At 69.6% G+C, this 16,969-nt stretch carries 14 protein-coding genes; 1 reads left to right on the forward strand and 13 read right to left on the reverse strand.

Translation table 11 applies throughout. The features are described from left to right. Positions 1–135: 135 nt before the first annotated feature. From ACIRVF_RS38645 to ACIRVF_RS38700, 12 genes are all read right to left on the reverse strand, one after another. Positions 136–1,011 (reverse strand): alpha/beta fold hydrolase, encoded by an 876-nt coding sequence (locus tag ACIRVF_RS38645; protein ID WP_402829128.1) that lies wholly within the window; start codon positions 1,009–1,011, stop codon positions 136–138. 91 nt (positions 1,012–1,102) lie between these two features. Next, complete coding sequence (locus ACIRVF_RS38650; RefSeq protein WP_402828988.1) at positions 1,103–2,275, reverse strand: MFS transporter; 1,173 nt, start codon at positions 2,273–2,275, stop codon at positions 1,103–1,105. A gap of 84 nt (positions 2,276–2,359) precedes the next feature. Next, positions 2,360–3,691, reverse strand: coding sequence for a hypothetical protein (locus tag ACIRVF_RS38655; protein WP_402828990.1), 1,332 nt, complete (start codon positions 3,689–3,691; stop codon positions 2,360–2,362). 39 nt (positions 3,692–3,730) lie between these two features. Beyond that, positions 3,731–4,831, reverse strand: coding sequence for a hypothetical protein (locus ACIRVF_RS38660; protein ID WP_402828991.1), 1,101 nt, complete (start codon positions 4,829–4,831; stop codon positions 3,731–3,733). Then, a complete protein-coding gene (locus ACIRVF_RS38665) occupies positions 4,828–6,000 on the reverse strand; it encodes a GNAT family N-acetyltransferase (RefSeq protein WP_402828992.1) in 1,173 nt (390 codons plus the stop codon). Before ACIRVF_RS38665 ends, ACIRVF_RS38660 begins: the two co-directional genes overlap by 4 nt. Positions 6,001–6,074: 74 nt before the next feature. Continuing rightward, positions 6,075–7,445 carry a DUF6002 family protein gene (locus ACIRVF_RS38670; RefSeq protein WP_402828993.1) on the reverse strand — a complete coding sequence of 457 codons (1,371 nt, stop codon included), beginning with the start codon at positions 7,443–7,445 and terminating at the stop codon, positions 6,075–6,077. After that, on the reverse strand, positions 7,442–7,876 hold the full coding sequence (gene panD, locus ACIRVF_RS38675) for an aspartate 1-decarboxylase (protein WP_402828994.1): 435 nt from the start codon (positions 7,874–7,876) through the stop codon (positions 7,442–7,444). Before panD ends, ACIRVF_RS38670 begins: the two co-directional genes overlap by 4 nt. A 15-nt stretch (positions 7,877–7,891) precedes the next feature. Further along, positions 7,892–8,638: a TauD/TfdA family dioxygenase gene (locus ACIRVF_RS38680; RefSeq protein WP_402828995.1), complete on the reverse strand. Its 747-nt coding sequence runs from the start codon at positions 8,636–8,638 to the stop codon at positions 7,892–7,894. A gap of 1,629 nt (positions 8,639–10,267) precedes the next feature. Next, complete coding sequence (locus tag ACIRVF_RS38685; RefSeq protein WP_402828996.1) at positions 10,268–10,564, reverse strand: hypothetical protein; 297 nt, start codon at positions 10,562–10,564, stop codon at positions 10,268–10,270. Then, the gene (locus ACIRVF_RS38690) at positions 10,561–10,971 is read right to left on the reverse strand and encodes a hypothetical protein (protein WP_402828997.1); all 411 of its coding nucleotides are present in this window, start codon (positions 10,969–10,971) and stop codon (positions 10,561–10,563) included. Before ACIRVF_RS38690 ends, ACIRVF_RS38685 begins: the two co-directional genes overlap by 4 nt. Before the next feature lie 554 nt (positions 10,972–11,525). Further along, positions 11,526–13,148 (reverse strand): hypothetical protein, encoded by a 1,623-nt coding sequence (locus ACIRVF_RS38695; RefSeq protein WP_402828998.1) that lies wholly within the window; start codon positions 13,146–13,148, stop codon positions 11,526–11,528. Between the two features lie 285 nt (positions 13,149–13,433). Then, complete coding sequence (locus ACIRVF_RS38700) at positions 13,434–14,111, reverse strand: hypothetical protein (RefSeq protein WP_402828999.1); 678 nt, start codon at positions 14,109–14,111, stop codon at positions 13,434–13,436. 243 nt (positions 14,112–14,354) lie between these two features. Between ACIRVF_RS38700 and ACIRVF_RS38705 the strand changes: the two genes are divergently transcribed. Beyond that, positions 14,355–15,998 carry a hypothetical protein gene (locus ACIRVF_RS38705; protein ID WP_402829129.1) on the forward strand — a complete coding sequence of 548 codons (1,644 nt, stop codon included), beginning with the start codon at positions 14,355–14,357 and terminating at the stop codon, positions 15,996–15,998. 394 nt (positions 15,999–16,392) lie between these two features. Here the strand turns inward: ACIRVF_RS38705 and ACIRVF_RS38710 are convergent, their stop codons facing one another. Continuing rightward, positions 16,393–16,953 (reverse strand): Uma2 family endonuclease, encoded by a 561-nt coding sequence (locus ACIRVF_RS38710; RefSeq protein ID WP_402829001.1) that lies wholly within the window; start codon positions 16,951–16,953, stop codon positions 16,393–16,395. Positions 16,954–16,969: the final 16 nt, after the last annotated feature.

Below are 16,969 nucleotides of genomic sequence, written 5' to 3' on the forward strand. Positions count from 1 at the left end.
CCGCACGGCCTCCACGGCCTCGGCGGAGACGATCACGTCTGTCATCAGGTGCTACTTCCTTGATCGGGAGTTACACCGTTCTTTTTACAGACCCCGAAAATCTTGTAAGAGCCGTTCTTTTTACAGACCCTCAAATTACCTTTGGGGAACTGCGGACCAAGCCTGCAGGAGGGTGTGGGCTAGCTCTTCGGGGGCATCCTCGGCGATGTGGTGCCCACTCTTGAGGGGCTCGACCTGGAGTTCGCCCTGTACCCAGGGCCGCCATGCTTCTTCGATGTCTTCGTAGAGGAGCGGAAGGTCGCTCTCGGTGGCCCAGAGGACGTGGACGGGGCAGGTGATCCGGCGGTCTGCGGCACGATCGGCTTCGTCGTGCTGCCGGTCAATGCCTAGGCCCGCACGGTAGTCCTCGCACATGGCGCGGATGGTTCGTGGGTCTTTGAGCGACTCTTGGAAGTCAAGCCATGATTCTGTCCCCATGTGCTCGGGAGGATCCGGGTACCACTGGTCCAGAGCGCCGCTGATGGCTGTTTCGGGGAGCGGAAATGGCTGTGCCCGAAAAAACCAGTGCCACCAGCGGGTTGCGAAGTTGGCGTCGCAGCGCGAGAGCGCCTCCCCGATGGGCACGACGTCGAGTGCGGTGTAGTGGGACACGGCGGCCGGATGGTCCAGTGCCAGGCGCATGGCGGCGTAACCGCCACGGTCGTGGCCCACCAGGTGGTAGCGGTCGTGGCCGAGTGCTTTCATCAGCGCGACCAAGTCATTGGCCATCTCCCTCTTCGAGTAGGGCGTGTGCGTTTCGTCGGTGGGTGGTTTGGTGGATTGCCCATAGCCGCGCAGATCCGGGCAGACCACCGTGTACTCCTGGGCCAGGAGCGGGGCAACGCGATGCCAGGTGGTGTGCGTGCGTGGGTGGCCGTGGACCAGGAGCACGGCAGGCCCGTCACCGCCATGGCGTACACGCAGGGTGACGCCGTTGACGGTGATGTGGGTGAGGTCGAATCCTGTGAAAATTTTGGCCGCCTCTCGAGCTCGCGTCGTGTGCGGCGACGCCGGTTGCTGTTGTGTCGTCCTCTTACCCGCTCTGGGCGAAGCCTGCGCGCCGTCATCCGGTCGGCTGGGGCGCGGTTCGCAAGGCGGGGCCGAGGTACAGGGTGACGGCCACAGACAGGACCGCCATGGTGGCTATGGCCGCCGTAACGGAGACGACCTGGGCCAGGGTTCCGGCCAGAGCCGCACCGACGCCCTGCATGGCCAGGGTGCCGGAGGAGTGCAGTCCCAGGGCCTGGCCGCTCAGGTCTTGGGGGATCAGTCGCAGCAGCTGCTCCTGGAGCAGGAGGCCGGCACAGTAGCCGATCGAGGCGAGTAGGACGAGTACGGCGGCGACGGGCAGCGGCGGGGACAACGCGAAACCGAGGTAGGGAAGGGCCAGCAGGAGTCGGAAGGGCCCGGCGAGGCGGCCGCGCCACAGCGGGGGGAGTAACCGTCCCGCCAGGACGTCTCCCGTGAGCATGCCTGCGGCGCCGAGGGAGAAGAGGAGGGCGGCGTGATGGGGGGCGTAGGGGATGTAGAGCGATTCGCAGCCGACGATGAGGCCGTTAGGAACCCACAGGGCCAGGAAGACGCTTCGGCGGTCCCGTGGGGAGAGCAGGGCCGCGTTGTTCCGCCAGCTATCGCCCATGGAAGGGGTGCCGTGGGCGCGGGCGGGGCGGGGGCTGAGGAAGAGGCGGGCGATTACCGCTGAAGCCGTGTAGAGGCCCGCGCCGAAGAGCAGTGCTCCTTCGGGTGTCAGCAGGGTGACGAGGAGGCCGCCGAGGGCGAAACCGACGATCTGGGTGATGCCGAAGGAGATGTTGAACAGGGATCGTCCGGCGAGGTACTGGTCGGCGGTGAGGATTTCGTTGAGGAGGCCGTAGCGGACGCCGCCGCTGAGGGAGGCCGTGATTCCGAGGATGAACAGCGCGAGGAAAAGGATGGGGATCGGTAGCCGCGGAACGGCCGGGAGCGCGGTTTCCGCGCCGAGTAGGAGGGCGGTGACGGTCGTGGCGGCGCGGGGAGGGAGCCGGTCTGCCGAGGCGAGCACCGTTGTGGCGCCCACGGCCTGGGCGAGGGAGGGGCCGAAGGTCGCCAGCGCGGATGCCAGAGGTGAATGGGTGCGCTCGAAGACCAGTGTGCCGAAGGCCAGCCCGGCCACTGTCTGGGCTGCGACCTGCGTGGTGGCGACCAGGAACAGGGGCAGGAATTCCGGTGCCCGGAACACGTCTTTGTAGCGCGTCATGGATGACGCCATTCTGCTCGTGGCGGTTGAGGGGTGGGCTTCCGGGACGGATCTGCTTTCACTGTCTGCTCTCTACATCTGTTCTCAACAGACGACTACGGCGTTTTCCATGGCGCCGTATCCTTCGCGGCTGACGATGCCTTCGCCGCCGTCGGCACGGTAGCGGGCCCAGACGCCGGAGGCGTGGTTGCCGAAGAGGAACGGGCTGAAGACCGGAACGACGTTGGTGACCTCGGGGGCGGCGCCGGGCGCGGGAGTGGAGAAGACGGGGACCGCCACGCCGGTGACGTGTTCCTGGACGATGCTGCCGCCTGCTTCGGCGGCTTCTTCCACTCGGGCCTGCCACATGGCTGGGTCGGTGTCGCGCCCGATGAGGACCTGGAGTCCCTGCATGCCGATGCCGGCCTTGAGAACCAGGTCCTCGCGATGTTCCACGGTGTGCTTCAGGAGGTCGATTCGTCGGCCGTGGTGGTCCGTTGGACGGTTGCCGAGGACGCGTGTCCATGGCAGGTAGCGGCTCACGACGCTCCGTTCTGCCTCGGACATCCAGGGGCGTCCTTCCGACAGCAGGCCAAGGCATTGCTTGTTGGCCAGGAAGGAGGAGGTTTGCGGGGCCAGGAGCAGGCAACCGTGCCGGAGTGCGTCCTTGACCGGGCCCGAGTCGATACCGAGATCGCGCCATTCGGGCACTGTGAAGTGACGAAGCCCCAGGAGCCTGCGTTCCGCTTCGGGAGCGTCCCAGGCGGTGTGCAGATCCTCGGGTTCGAGGAACCTGGCATCGAAGCCTCGCCGGTTGAGGTAGGCCATTTCGAGGTCGAAGTAACGGGTCGAGTCGGTGTGCTTGAGGTCCCGGGTACTGCCGACCCAGACAAGGCGCGGGGGGAGCGACAGTTCGGTGCAGACATCGGTGAAGAGGTCCGCCCGGCCGGCGAAGGGGTCGTCGAAACCGAAGGGGGGTGAGTCTTCTGTTCGGCGGTAGAGCTCGTGCCAGGCCCGGTAGAGGCAGTGAAGTTCGACGGCGCCCCCCACCGCCCCGCTGACGTTGAACTCCAGGAACCGGGGGCCGTTGGCGCCGATGACGATGTCCGGCCGCGCCATGCAGGCGGCGTACCGCTCCTCCAGTACCGGGTCGTCGCAGAACAGGGGGTAGTCCTCAGGGGAGACACCAAACGCCTCCAGTCGGCCCTCGGTCGTGGCTGCCACCTCAAGGGCGGTGCGCCGCAGCAGGTCGAGGAGGGAGCGAGCAGCGCGAAAGAGTTCGGCGTAGACCTCGCGGGGCAGGGCGATCGGGGCGGCCGGAAGCGCTTCCCTCGGCGGGACGCCGGTACCGCGGATTTCAGAGGCGAGGGTTTGGCGCAGCACATCTACGTCCATGGCAGGCGGTGGCAGCGGCAGCGTGGGGTGGGCAGCGGGCATGGAGGGTTCCTCCGGATGATGTCGGTGCAGTGGTGCGGGCTACGACGCCGGTTCGCGGCGTGAGGAGGATGGTTGGCGGCGGAGCCGGTCGCGGAGCGGTATCAACTCGGCGCGCAGGTCCTCGACGTGGTGCGCGGTGAAGGCGTCGGGGGCGTCTGGCCAGTCCTCGCGCACGCGGCGCAGGACGTCCGGGGTAAAGCGGGCGGTGCCGGTGGGGTCCACGGTGATCCCGTCAAGGGCGCTCCACCGGTTGTTCATGGCGACGGCCTGGCGTTCGGGCATCCCCGGAGGCAGTCGCAGGCATACGCTGCGGCGGGTCACCACTGCGGGGTAGCCGCCGGGGCGGCCTTGGGGGCCGGGTAGGTGGCAGTCCAGGTAGTCGAGGTCGTGGGCGATGGCATCGACTACGGCAGCCGCCGCCACCGCGCCGGTCTCGTTGAGGTCGGAGCGTGGTTGCGCCCGCGCGTGGCTCAGCAGTTCGGCGGCGTCCTGGACGGGGTTGTCATCGAGCCATACCTGCGCTTCCCAGCCGTCGGGCGGGGTGTGGAGGTGGCCGTGGTGGGCGAGGAGTTTCAGACGGGACTCGTCCTCCAGGGGTAAGGCGCCTCGCACCGCGGTGGCGAGCGTTGCCACGTTCCCGAGCCCGCACAGTACCGGTGCTCCGGCGGCGTGGATGAGCGGGTTCACCGCGTCGGGGAAGCAGGCGTTGACGACCGCGGTCCCCGTGTCGGCCTCGGCTGCGGCGCGGGCGCAGCGCAGGGCGACGGTGGTCTGGAATGGCAGGGTCGCGCTGAGCCCGGCCTCGTTTAGGAGGTCCCTCCAGGCGGACGGTGTCCCGTGCAGGTCTGCGGCTGAGATGTCCGAGGAGCAGACGGCGAGCACATCCGGGCGATACCGGGTCAGAAAGGGGCGCAGGTCGGCTGTACTGCGGCTGTCGTGGAGCAGTCCCTCGAACCGTGCCGGGCCGTTTGCGCAGGCTGCGAGGGCATTGCCGAGCGCGGCCAGTTCGCGGGACCGTCCCAGGTCGGCGCTGGCGATGTGGACGAGGACCGGGCCCGAGCTGCGGGCGGCCAGTCCGCGGACCAGGTTCTTTGCGAAAGCACCGGTGCCGATGATCAGCACGGCGCGGGTGCGCGTCATATGGCGCGCACGGGGGCGTGGTCGCCGATCGCCTCGCGGCACGCGGGAAGCCAGGTGTCCAGGTCGAGCAGGACGGGCTCGGCCAGTCCGGGGCAGTGGGCGCTGTAGTCGAGCCGTGGTGGCCGGTGCGCGTCAGTGAAGTACACGGGAGTCATCGTGCTGTCGCTCTCCAGACGGATGAGGGGGTTCGCCACGAGGAAGTCCCGCAGTGCCGGGGTGTCATGTCGTGGGTAGACGCGCAGGCGCTTGGTGGCGAAGTGATTGGGCGGCAGAACGGGACCGGCTCCCAAACGGCGCTTCCACTGGAAGATGCCCTTGCTGATCAGCGCCTCGGTACCGTAGAAGTCGACCCGGGGAATCCCGCGCGAACAGGACCAGGCCATCAGCAGGTGGTACAACGCCTTGAACGCTCCGCTGCGGTAGTGCTCTTCCAAGCCGCCGCGCACTCCGAGGAGGCGGGTGGTGAGGGTCTTCAGACGCTTCGACCAGTGGCACAGAGCCCCTGCTATCGGTTCGCCGGCCTCACGCAGCAGCAGCAGGGTTCCGGAGCCGAGAACTGCGTACCGGGCTATGTCCGGTTTCTCAGTGCGGCTGCGGTCACCGTGGCGGTTGCGCATGGTGGGCAGATGCATGTTCCAGTAGAAGTCCTCGAACGCCTTGGGGCTGCGGTCTTCGGTGAGCGTCCAGTGGTGCTCGCGCTGCGAGCGGCGGAACTGCTGATCTTCGCGCCGGGAGATGAGGTTTCGCAGGTCTTGGGGAGACGGGGGCAGGTCCACCATCAGGTGCAGCCGGAAAGGGGCGGTGAGCGAGCCGGCCGTCGGCAGCGACCGCATGCGCTGCTCCTCGGCGCCTATGACGACGAGGTCGGCGGGAGGAAAGTGGCCGGCCGCCAGTTCCTGCCAGCGAACTGACTGCCGGTGGCGGGGGGGTTGTTCGTCCGTGCGGCGGTCACGTCGTTCTTCGAGGAGTTGCAGGATGTTGCTCTCCCCGATGGGAAGGCCCGCGTAGGCGATGGTCAGGCCGTTCGCTTCCGAGGTGATGACGGTCGTCTTCGCTGCGTGTGCGTCGTGGACGCGGCGGGCGCCGCGGACGATCCGGGTCGGGCTGTTGTTCCAGGTGTAGGCCGCCAGTGCCCGGGCGGCCGCCCATGGCGTCAGAGCCCATCCCATCCCGTTCCTACCATGGGACCGCGCCAGGGGCATGAGCGTCGTGCTCGCTGCCGTCTCGACGGCGTTGGTCGCCTTCACAGGCTGGCCGCTGCCGCGTGAACGGCTTCCGTCAGACGGGCGCAGTCGGTCACGGTGGTCAGGTGGTGGGCTTCCGGCGGGGTGAAGTCCTCTGACTGATAGGACCCCGAGCCGTGAACGAGCACTTCACCGGGGTCCAGCAGGCCCCGGTCGGTCGCATTGAGTACCCCGGTGAACGCCATGACCAGTGACCACTCCCGCAGTTCCCTCGGGTCGGCAGGCAGCAGGACGCCCGCGGTCCGTACGAGCGAGCGGACCAGCGGATAGCGATCCAGGCACTCCGGCAGCGACACCACGATGCCGCCGCCGTCCTGCTGGCGCAGGATCTGGTTCATGCGCTCGGACGTCGCGGGCGAGCGGGTGTAGAAGGTGGAGTCGAGCTGCTCGTCCGGGGTGTAGGCACGGGCCGGGAATCGCGGGTCGTGGTCCTGCACGACCAGGCCGTTCTCCTCGCGCCAAGCCGGGCGGTAGTCGAAGCGACTGTGGTAGTAGCTGGACACCATGTCGGAAGTGCCCAGATGTTGGACAAGGAAGTACCGGGCCTGGGTGTCCGGCCACTCACGGCCGGTGTGGTGCTGCTGGCCGTAGAAGTGTCCCAGCAGTCCGAAGGCGCTGGAGACGGAATGGGCGTGCACCCGGGCCTCGCGCGGCAGGTGGTCGCGTTCGAAGAGAGCGCGCGCGGTGTCGGCCACCGCGTAGTTGGCCAGGTCGAGGGTGTGCCACAGCCGTACGCCGTAGCGGCGGAAGACTTCCTCGGTTTCGGAGCGCGCGACGGCGAGGGCTAATTCCTTGACCGTGTCGGGCCGGTGATGGGTCAGGACCGCCAGCGGGTTGCGCGCCCGCAAGTCCGGATCGTCCGTCAGCGCCGAGCGCCAGAGTTTGGTCCGGGCGCTGTAGGGAACCAGGCAGACGATCCCCAACTGCGCCGGAGCAGCCAGACCACTCTCGTAGGCGCGCAGAACGGCGTCCCGCAGCGCCGTGGCCTTGTTGGCACTCGACGGGGTGATGAGTAGCACTGGCTCGCCCGTGCGCTGAATGTGAGCCACGGCGCGCGCCACGATGAGCAGCGAGGCGAAGGTCTTCGTCGTGCGGGTCCGCTCGTTGTGCATCAAATGGAGGAGCTTGAGGTGCAGGCCCCGATAGTCACCCACATCGTGGGCGCTGATTTCACTGGGCGCGAAGAACTTCGTCAACTGCGGTGTGAGCGACGGGAGTTCCCATCCGGGAGTGAACCCACTGACTGTGGTGTGGGCGCCGGTCTCCCGCAGGAGGGCCGAGATCTCACCGTAGTAGTGGGCCAGCGCGTTGCCGAGCCGCAGAGGCGGAGCGTCCAGGGCCCGGCTTGCCGGAGAATCTAGGGTGGTCATCGCGTGCCCTCCGCAAGTGCGTCCCCGCGAACAAGACCCGCGGCCGCCGGCAGCGCCGGCACCTCCACCGGATCGCTGCCTGTGGCGAGCGGCTTGTTGGTCGCATCGACGAACACCACGGGCGGCTGGACCGTGCGGGCCTCCTCGTCAGTGACCGAGACGTAGCCGATGATGATCACCAGGTCGCCGGGGCAGATGAGCCGGGCGGCCGCGCCGTTGATCCCGACGATCCCGCTCCCGCGCTGGCCTTCGATCACGTACGTGCTCAGCCGGTTGCCGTTGTCGATGTCGACGATGTCCACTTTCTCCCCGGCCAGCAGGTCGGCGGCGTCCATGAGGTCACGGTCGAGCGTGAGCGATCCGACATAGTGGAGATCGGCCTGCGTCACGACTGCCCGGTGAATCTTGCTGTGCAGCATGGTGCGGTGCATGGAAGGTGTCCTTTCTCAGGCGCTGGCGGCGATCTGGATCCGGCGAAGGTGGCGCCTTCTGTCATTGAAGGCGTTCCTGGCGTGAAGAAGCCGCCAGTTGTCCCATACCAGCATGTCTCGCTCCCGGTATTCGATGGCAATGTGCTCGGCATCGAAGGATTCGTGCCAACGGCGCTGGACTTCGGCGGCTAGGTCGTCGTCTTCGCGGATGAGATTGTTACAGCTGAAGCGGACGATGAGCCCTTGGGGGGATTCTTCCAGAATGGGGTGGAGCGTTTTGAGGTCCAACCCGAGGCGCTGTATTCCCTCTGTTGTCTTCCAGCTGTATTCAGTCGACAGCAGGCGGGCGCGTTCGTCTTCAGTAAGGGCCTCCACCCACGGCCGCGTGTCGGCGATCGTCGTCTCACCACCAGGCCCCTCGGCCGGAGCCACGCACCAAAGAGCGATGTAGCGAGGAGGCTCGATCGCGAAGTCGTAGCCTTCCGAATGGGGGGTCAGCGGCCGAGTGTTACCAGCGTGGTAGACATCGTCCATTCCGGGCTCCGGCCGCACATCCCCCACCACAGCCCCCGTGTAATTGGGGACGAAGCTGCCGAGCCGCCGACAGAACCTGACCGGGTCGAACCCCTCGGGAACGTTGCACATGAGCACATACCCGTGCTCCTCAATGAGTTGCTCAAAAGTCTTCATGAGCAGGGCGTCGGGGAGAACGTCTCCATTGAAGTCCCTTTGCGAGAGGATGCTGAGCGCAGAACGCGGCATGATTCACCTCCGAGTGAAATCGCGGCGAGAGGAACTTTTCTTGCGAGGCCGGGCGCCAAGGGCAAGGTGCCGTCTCACGCCGGATGCGTCGACGCCCATCAGACAAACACCCTAGCTGCTCGTCAACGACGGCGGTTCCTGGCCCGGGAAGAACGGGGACGCCCTAGTTCTTATTACAGACGGTCATAAGAGCAGGTCCACCCCGCAGTCGAAATCGCTGCAGCACGAATTTCCTATCTTCTCTTCGATTTGACGGGTGCTGCGCAAGGTGCGGGGTAGACGGAGCCCTTCCAACTTGACTTCGGCCGCGGTCACGTACATGGCGTGGCTGAAAATCGCTGGGGGCAACGACTCCTGAGCAGGCCATTTGGCAGTAAGCGGCCAGGATGGCGAATCTTGACAGCCACTTTCAGCCGAAGACGCGGCGGGGCGCAGATGACCGCTCTGCCCCGGACTTCATCACACTCGGTGATCGAGCTAGCCTCAGAGCCGTTACTCAGGTGCTCGCCTTGTCGTAGTGGGCGCTGATGTCAGCTCCTGGTCCGCCCTCGACGCGCGGCGCGCCAGCCAGTCTCGTAGCCGCTCGCCTGGGCCATGCCGAACCCGCCAGCGTCGGGTCAACACTTCCCGGAGATGACGTTCACCCTCGTCGCCTTCGAGAACCCCGCCGGACGCGCCACCCCAGTCCTGGAGAAAATCGCCCGCCGGAAGCGGTGCGCCCATCGTTCTCCCGCGCCGATCAGCCTGGCGCGGCGTATCGCCACTCGCCCCACCCGATGGGCTGGCTCCACGACGATGGGACCCGCCTGGAAATCAACGGGCCTACACAGCGCGGGGAGTCGCAGGTGATGATGCAGGCCGAGACCGGTACGCAGCAGGAACGCGTCATGAGACGGGCGTTCACGGTGCGCCTGGACCCCTACGACCGCCCCACAGCCGGCACCGTCCGGCTGTCCTGCTCCGCCGCGGCCTGCGCCGACCAGCGCTTAGCTCGGGGCTCTCCCCCGCCGGCTGCGCCTGCTGATCGCCGCCACCGGCACCAACAAGACCGCCCTCGCCCGTACGATCGGCGTGCCCGCCCACCAGATCGGGCACTGGGCCGCCGGCCGCTCCACCCCCAGGCCCGGAGCGGGACCAGCTCGCGGCCGCGCTCGGCATCCACCCCGGCTGGCTCGCCGACAAGCTCGACCACCAGGCGCCCATCGACTGGTACCAGTTCCAGGACGGCTGCCCCTGCGGAGCCTCGGACGGCACGTTCGCCCGGGAACCGCTGGACGGCCCGTGCGCGGACATCGGCGCCCACGCCGAGTGGGGACTGTGGTGCGCCAGCGACACCACCGGCGAGAACGGTTTCGGCCAGGCCTATCTGATCGACGGTGACCTTCTGTATCCCGCGCCGACCATGCAAGGCGGCTACGGGTCACCGCTTCACCGCCGTTCGGGACGGCGTCCGCGGCGCCGGCAATTGCGGCCCCGAACTCACCGCACCGTGGCCCCACTCGCTGTGGAACCACCGAGCCAGCCCCCACCAGCGCGGCCCGCTGCGCCTGCCCGATCTGCTCACCCAGGCCCCTGGCCCGCGGTAGGTCACCGGAGCCGGGCATCTGCGGGGGCGCTGCGGGGGGTGGGTCAGGGTCCGGCGATCACCCAGGTCACGAAGATCGCGGACATGCCGGGGTGGAATCTGTACACGACGCTGATGCGGTCGCCGGAGTCAAAGGCCGGGTCGGTGCGGGCGGTGTAGTCGTCGACCTCCGGGTCGGTGCCGCCAGGCACCGGGATGCCGAGCCGCGGGAAGACCGCCAGGCGCTCGACCAGTTTCTCAACCGCGTCCAGTTCCCCGGGGCGCAGCGCGGCGAGGGCGGCTTCGGCGGCGTCGGAGAGGAAGACGTGCAGCGGCGCCGGCTGTTCGGGCTGGTCGCTCACCGGTCGCCGCCGGCCGCGCGGAGCCGGGCGAAGACGTCGGCGGCCGGGGTCCACTGCTGGCCGCCGATGGGTGCGGCGAGGGAGGTCATGGCCTCCGGACTGGTGCGCAGGAGCAGGCGGTGGCGGTAAGTGGCGATGACCTCGGCAACGGCGGCCAGGTCGCCGATCGGGGAAGAGTCGAGCGCGGCGGCCAGGGCCTGCTCGAACTGCTCCCGGTCGCCGGGCAGTCCGTAACGGGACAGCGCGGTGCGCAGCTCATGCAGGGTGGCCGGCCTCGGCGCGCCCTGGGCCTGGTGGTCGGGCTGGGTGGTCACCTGGTCCTCCTCGGTGGTGGCGGCCGCCGGGACGACGGGCCGCAGGATCGACGGTAGCGGTCGGCGGGCACCCGGTGGAGCGGTCCTGGTCATGCGGCTCCACGCTGGCGCCGCCGGGTATGGCGTCCGGGTCTGACGTGCTTCGACGCGGCGCGGCTGGCCACGCCCAGCTGGCGTTCTACGGTGGGGAGCGTGAGCGAGTCCGACATGTCCCCGGTCCCGGTCGTCTGCCCGCCGTGGTGTCGGGAGCTGTCCACCGCGCGCTGGAGCACTCCGAGGACGGCATCATGCACATCTCGCAGCCCCTCGCCTGGGCTATGCCGAACCCGCCCGCGCCGGGGCAGCACTTCCCGGAGATGACGTTCACCCTCGTCGCCTTCGAGAACCCCGCCGGACGCACCGCCCCGGTCCTGGAGATCAGCGCGGACACCGACTCCTGCCCGCACCAAGCAGGAGCTGGACCAGGTCGTCGACGAGCTGCAGCGCACGATCGCCCAGCTCACGGCCTGGCGGCAGTTCCTCCCCGACAGCAGCTGATCAGGCGCTACGGGAAGGCCCCGCTTCTTCACGCCGCTCAACCGCTGTCGGCTTCCTACCGGGAGGGACGGGCGCGGGCGGGACGGCGTCAGGGACGTGGTGGGAGTCGCTTAACCGCTGCTGGCCCTGTTCTTGCGGGCCATGCGCGCGGGGTGCGGGCCTCCGTTCGTCGTGGCGCACGCTTCGCCAGGGGGCCGACCGCAGACCGGGCAGGTTCCCCGCCGCTGGCGGGCCTTTCGTTCGTCGAGGATCAGCTGAGTCCGCTCTTCGTGGGGCCCCCGGCGCCACGGTTCGGCTGCCTGGCAGTCCTGCCCGGCCTCCGCGCCGCACCGAGGGCACGAACGCGCGATCCAAAAACGGCGGGCGACCTTATCGTGCATGCTCCACGGGTAGCTCACCGGTCGGTTCCGGGAGGCGGCCCATGCGACAGCCCGGTTGCTGCCGGCACGGGCGACCCAGCGCTGGACGAGCGCCTGGTCCTCGGGGCTGAGCGCATCGCCGGCTATGGCCGCTTCCTGGGCAAGTGCGTCCACCAATGCGCGCAACCCAGCCGTCTTCATGGAGCGCTGGCCTTCGAGATCGTCCAGCAGACTGCCCGCCCGGTGACGGGCGATCACGACCGACATGGGCAGCCCTGGCTGCGGGGCTGCCCGGCGGCGTGCGGCAACGGCGGCGACGTGCTCGGCGGCGGCCACCAGGGCCGCCTCCTCGTCGACGGTGCGTTCGTGGGAGGCCTTGACGTTGGCGAGGAGCAGCAGGTGGCGCACCTCGGCGGTGTCCTGGTCCTGGACGGCTTGGTCGATGCGGGTGAACAGGTCCCGGCGGGCCTGCGCCTGCGCGGCGAACCACTGATCGAGGTCCTGGAGGGCTTGGTCGACCTGGGCGCGGGTCGCCGGGTCGAGCGGGCCCAAGGCACGGATCTCCTCGACGACGCCGGTGACGACGATGACCGACTCGAGCTTGCGGCCCTCCGCGAGGCGGCGCAGGAGCGCCTTGGCGTGGGCCGCCGTGTTGGGTGCCCCCACCGCCGGCCGGTATCCGGTGCCACCTGATCGGGGAACGCGGCGGGCGGCGGAGATCTCCTCGACCGCAGGCGTGCTCAGGCCCCGCTCGGTGGTGCTGCATTCCTGGAGGGTGAACCACTGGGTGGGGCGGGCGAACGCCTCGGTTCCGATGCGCACGTCGCGGGCTGTCCCGCGGCTTTCGAGCCGGATGCGGTGGACGTACCAGCGGCGCACCAGCGTCTCGGCATCGACTGGCACCGACATGCCCAGGACCGGCTCCATGGTCTCGTCGTCCCACGCCGGTGCCACCGCGTCGTCCAGGTGCAGGCGCAGCCCGCGTGCTTGCTGGTCGAAGGCGATGTCGACGACGGAGCCGAGCGGTTCGCGCAGGTGGACGGCGCCCTGGTGGCCCTGGTCGCGGAGCCAGGTCGTGGCGGCGGCCTTCGCGTAGAGGTGGTCGGCGCTGGCCACGTCCCGGGCTCGACGCCCGCACACGTGCAGGCCGGTCGGGTCGGGGAAATGGGAGAAGTGGCAGACGCGGTCGGTGTAGAGCTTCGTCGTCAGCTGGTCTCCGCAGCCGCCCAGCAGCAGCCCGCACCAGAAGGTGTCCTCGGTGTGCTCTCGGCGGAAGGCGTCCAATTCGATCGCTTCCAGCGGCAGGATCAGCGGATCCTCCGAGTCCGCCCCGCCCAGTACCGCCGTCTGGATTCGCCGCTTGTCACCCGGCAACGACAACCCCCCAACAGGCGCCTGACCATGGACATCTCATCGTGCCACCGCACCGGGGCCCCGGGCGGGGCAATGCAGAAATCGCCCGCCGGGCGCGGTGCGCCCCACGGCGACGGCCTGGCCCTCGCCGACACGCGGGAGCCGGGCCGCCGCGGTCCCTTCTTCCGTACCGGGTCGGCTGATCATGCGGTATCGCCGAGAGCCGAGAGTGAGTGCCGCCCGGGCGTCATCGCCGACGCGCGGCGCAGCGGAACCGCGCCGGCTCGGCCGCGGTGCGGACGACGGTCAGCCGCGCTGGCGAAGGTGGAAGGCGACGTCCGAGGGCGTCTGGCCGGCCAGGAACACGAGGGGCTCCAGCAGCCCCTCCCAGAGCGCGTCGGTGCCCTCGGCTTGCGCCTCGGTCAGCCGACTGACGGCGGCCTGCTTCCGGGTCAACGGCGAGGGCAACATCGGGTCGGCGAGGGATTCGTAGACGCCCTCCACCCTTGCCAGCAGCTGCTCGCGGCGCTGCTGGGCGGATTCGACGGACTGGGCGTCGCGCGCGGTCAGCAGGGCCGGGACCGGAACGGACAGTGCGGCGTGCAGCTGTCCGAGCGTCGGCTCCTCGGCCAGTTCCGCCACCACCTGGTCGGTCAGCGGAACCTTGCCGTCGACCACTCGTTCCAGGACGGCGATGCCGAGCACGGTGTAGGCGCTGACGCACGGCCACATCACCTTCTCCACCGCATCGGTGTACTGGTAGGCGGCACGGCGCACCTCGTCCAGCGCCCGCGACCGGAAGGTGAACCGGGCACCGTCATCGAGGTGCTCGGCGTGATCGGACAACGCGAACAACCGGTCCAGGGCCGCCCTGGAGGTGCCCCACTCGTGCCGCACCTCGGTCATCGCGAAGTGCAACGAGGCGAACGCCTCGAACTCGGCCTCGCTCAGAACCGCCAGCTGCTCCCTACTGGGAAACCGCACGGCTTACCCCTCCCCGTTGATCAACGCCCCGCGGCCGCCCACGCTACCCCCGCCGGCCGACCCAGCGGGCCGGTCGCGGACGCGGTCGCGGACGCGGTCACGGGCTAGGGTCATGCGGCGCCGGTGAGGAGCGATCCGCTTCGCGCGGCGTGTCGCCACTCACCCCACCCGATGGGCCGGCTCCACGATGATGGAATCCGCCCGGAACAACGGGCCTACACAGCGCGGGAGTCGCAGGTGACGATGCAGGCCGAGACCGGCACACAGCAGGAACGCGTCATGGGACGGGCGTTCACGGTGCGCCTGGACCCCTACGACCGCCCCACAGCCGGCACCGTCCGACTGTCCTGCTCCGCCGCGGCCTGCGCCGACCAGCGCTTCCCGAGCACCGCCGAGGGCCGCCAGGCGGCGGTGGAGCACGTCAAGCTGCACGTCGCCCGCATTCGCACGGGCGGCGGACGGCGCACTCACGCGTACTGCGCCTGCCTGGCCGGCGGCTGCGCGTGGCACGTCCCCGATCCCGACGCGAGCGCCGGACGGCACGGCGCGACGCGGGTGGTAGCGAATGCGGTGAAGTGCGGCGGCCCGGTGGTTCTGGCGGTGTATGCCGATCGGACGGGACGGCTGTGGCGGCTGGCGGAGACGTGCGCGCGCTGCGCGGCCGCCACCCCGGGCTGCCGGGTGCTGGCCAGCGCCGTGCCCGCGGCCCGCACCGCGCCCACCGAGGCGGCCACGGTCAGCGGGAATCCTTCGCCGGCACGGGAGCACGCGGGCGGCACCGTCGGACAGGAGGTGGCGGCGGCGTTCTCCGACCGCACCCCGTTGCCCGCGACCGAGCCGCCCTCCCCCACCGCCGCACCGGCCATGCCCGGTGCCCGCACGGCTGCACCGGCCGCAACGCCGCAGAGCCCGAAGCGGTGGGGGAAGATCGCACAGCGGATCGTGCCGTCCAACCTGCAGCCCGACTCCCTGCGCGCAGAGCTCGTCGAACTCGGCGACGCCTTCCGCGACCACCAAAAGCGCCCCGAACCCGACCACGCGCTGCTCGCCGAGCTCCAGGAGCGCAAGGCCCGCGCGTTCGACCTGTGGGCAGACGTCACCGGCGACGCCAACCTGCGCCTGGAGGCGCAGCGGGCCCGGCAGGCGGCGCAGACCGAGCGCGAGACCCACCGCAATCGCACCGCCTACGTGCCTGACGGTACCGACGGCCAGCGCGAGGTCGTGGTGGAAAGGTTGCTGACCCGTCAGCAGGCCGCCTGCGCCCGCAACGTGCTGGACTACGTCCCCGCCCATGCCCCGCACGACGACCCCCAAGTGCACCTGGCCGTCCTCATGCTCACCCTGCGCACCGCGCGCACCGGCACCGGGAACGTCACTGGCCAGGACCTCACCGGTTGGCTCGCAGACGACACCGAGCGGGTCCTGAATCAGCTGGTCGCCGCCGACTGGCTGCGCCTGCCCGGCACCGTCACCGAGGCCCTGGCCTCCCGGCCCGAGAGCCCCGCCCTGGTCACGGTGCCCTCGCTGCTGCCCCGTGACCCGTATCCGTTCACCTTCGGCAAGTCCACCCGCCCGAAGCTCTCCGGCTGGGCCCAGAAGACCGTCGGCGACCGCAAGCTCCGCAAGAAGAAGACCGGTGCCGCCACCCGGCTCCTCGCCCTGTACACCGCCGCCCACACCCGCCCCGACGGCCGCCTCGGCCACCCCGAGGACGGCGGGATCCCGCTTCAGGCGGCCGCCGCGTTCTGCGCTCTCCCGGTCGACCAGCTCGGCGAGCACATCGACTTGCTGGCCGGCGCCGACTGGCTCACCGAAGCCGACACCGCCGACGACCTGCTGCGCGGCCGGCTCGCCGAGCGCGTCTGGCCCCTGGGTGGCCTGCTGTAGACGCTGCTCCCCCGGCTTTTCACTGAGTCCGGGATTTCTGTGCCCGCCCCAGGACAAACGCGTTACCCGTGCTGGTACGCGTGATGGCCCGCCGGACAGCCGGGCCACCGCGGGTTGAAGGCGCGTCCGGCTGAGGTGGGCGATCCGGTCGGCGTGCCGTGACAGCCGCTGCGGACCCGGGAAGTTCTGCGCAGAGATAACTTTCAGCGGGCTGCGGCCCCGCACTCGGCTTCAGCCGGCAGCGGCCAGCTCGGGACCGGGGTTGCCGGTTCAGGCAGGCATCGGCGAGGCGGGGGCGCCCAACCCACTGTCTTCGAGGTTGCCGTGCCATCCGTCGACATGCCGATGGCCGGACACCTCGGCTGAGGGGTCCGGCCATCACGGTGCGTGCGGACTACCTGCGCAGCCTCGCTGGGTCGAGGTCGAGGGGGAACGGGTCGGTGAGCGCGGTGGTCTCGCCGACCTGGACGAGGCGGTCGACGTAGAGGCCGCGCTCCAGGTGCCCGAGGTAGAGGCGGGGGGCGGGTTCGAGTTCGAGGCGCCAGTAGTGCGGGATCCCGGCTGCGGCGTACAGGCTGGGCTTCATCTTCTTGTCGGCGACGCGGGTAGACGGCGAGGCGATCTCGATGGCCACGACGATGTCGTGCGCGCTCAGGGTGGTGCCGGCCTCGGCGGCCGCGGCGGCATCGGCGACGACCAGGTCGGGGATGAGCAGGCCGTCGGGCACGATGACGTTGACGGCCTCCAGCACCTCGAACGGCGCGCTGGCTGCGGTGATGGCGGCGTCCAGGAGGGCCCAGAGGCGGGAGCTGGCCCGCTGGTGTGGGACGCCGGGGTTCGGGCTCATCAGCAGTGCTCCCCCGACGAGCTCGATCCGGTGGTGGGTGTCTTCGGGCAGGGCCAGGACGTCCTCGACGGTCCACGGCCCGCTGTGCTCGGTGACTGCAACGCTCACGGTCTCCTTCACCTCC

It is taken from the genome of Kitasatospora sp. NPDC101157 (genome assembly GCF_044768255.1).
Taxonomy (GTDB): Bacteria; Actinomycetota; Actinomycetes; order Streptomycetales; family Streptomycetaceae; genus Kitasatospora.

Bases quoted from the DNA above. Each gene is read 5' to 3' on its own strand.
- ACIRVF_RS38690 (WP_402828997.1), bottom strand. From the start codon at position 10,971: ATGACCAGGACCGCTCCACCGGGTGCCCGCCGACCGCTACCGTCGATC.
- ACIRVF_RS38660 (WP_402828991.1), bottom strand. From the start codon at position 4,831: ATGACGCGCACCCGCGCCGTGCTGATCATCGGCACCGGTGCTTTCGCA.
- ACIRVF_RS38680 (WP_402828995.1), bottom strand. From the start codon at position 8,638: ATGCCGCGTTCTGCGCTCAGCATCCTCTCGCAAAGGGACTTCAATGGA.
- ACIRVF_RS38655 (WP_402828990.1), bottom strand. From the start codon at position 3,691: ATGCCCGCTGCCCACCCCACGCTGCCGCTGCCACCGCCTGCCATGGAC.
- ACIRVF_RS38665 (WP_402828992.1), bottom strand. From the start codon at position 6,000: ATGGGATGGGCTCTGACGCCATGGGCGGCCGCCCGGGCACTGGCGGCC.
- ACIRVF_RS38650 (WP_402828988.1), bottom strand. From the start codon at position 2,275: ATGACGCGCTACAAAGACGTGTTCCGGGCACCGGAATTCCTGCCCCTG.
- panD (WP_402828994.1), bottom strand. From the start codon at position 7,876: ATGCACCGCACCATGCTGCACAGCAAGATTCACCGGGCAGTCGTGACG.
- ACIRVF_RS38705 (WP_402829129.1), top strand. From the start codon at position 14,355: ATGCAGGCCGAGACCGGCACACAGCAGGAACGCGTCATGGGACGGGCG.
- ACIRVF_RS38670 (WP_402828993.1), bottom strand. From the start codon at position 7,445: ATGACCACCCTAGATTCTCCGGCAAGCCGGGCCCTGGACGCTCCGCCT.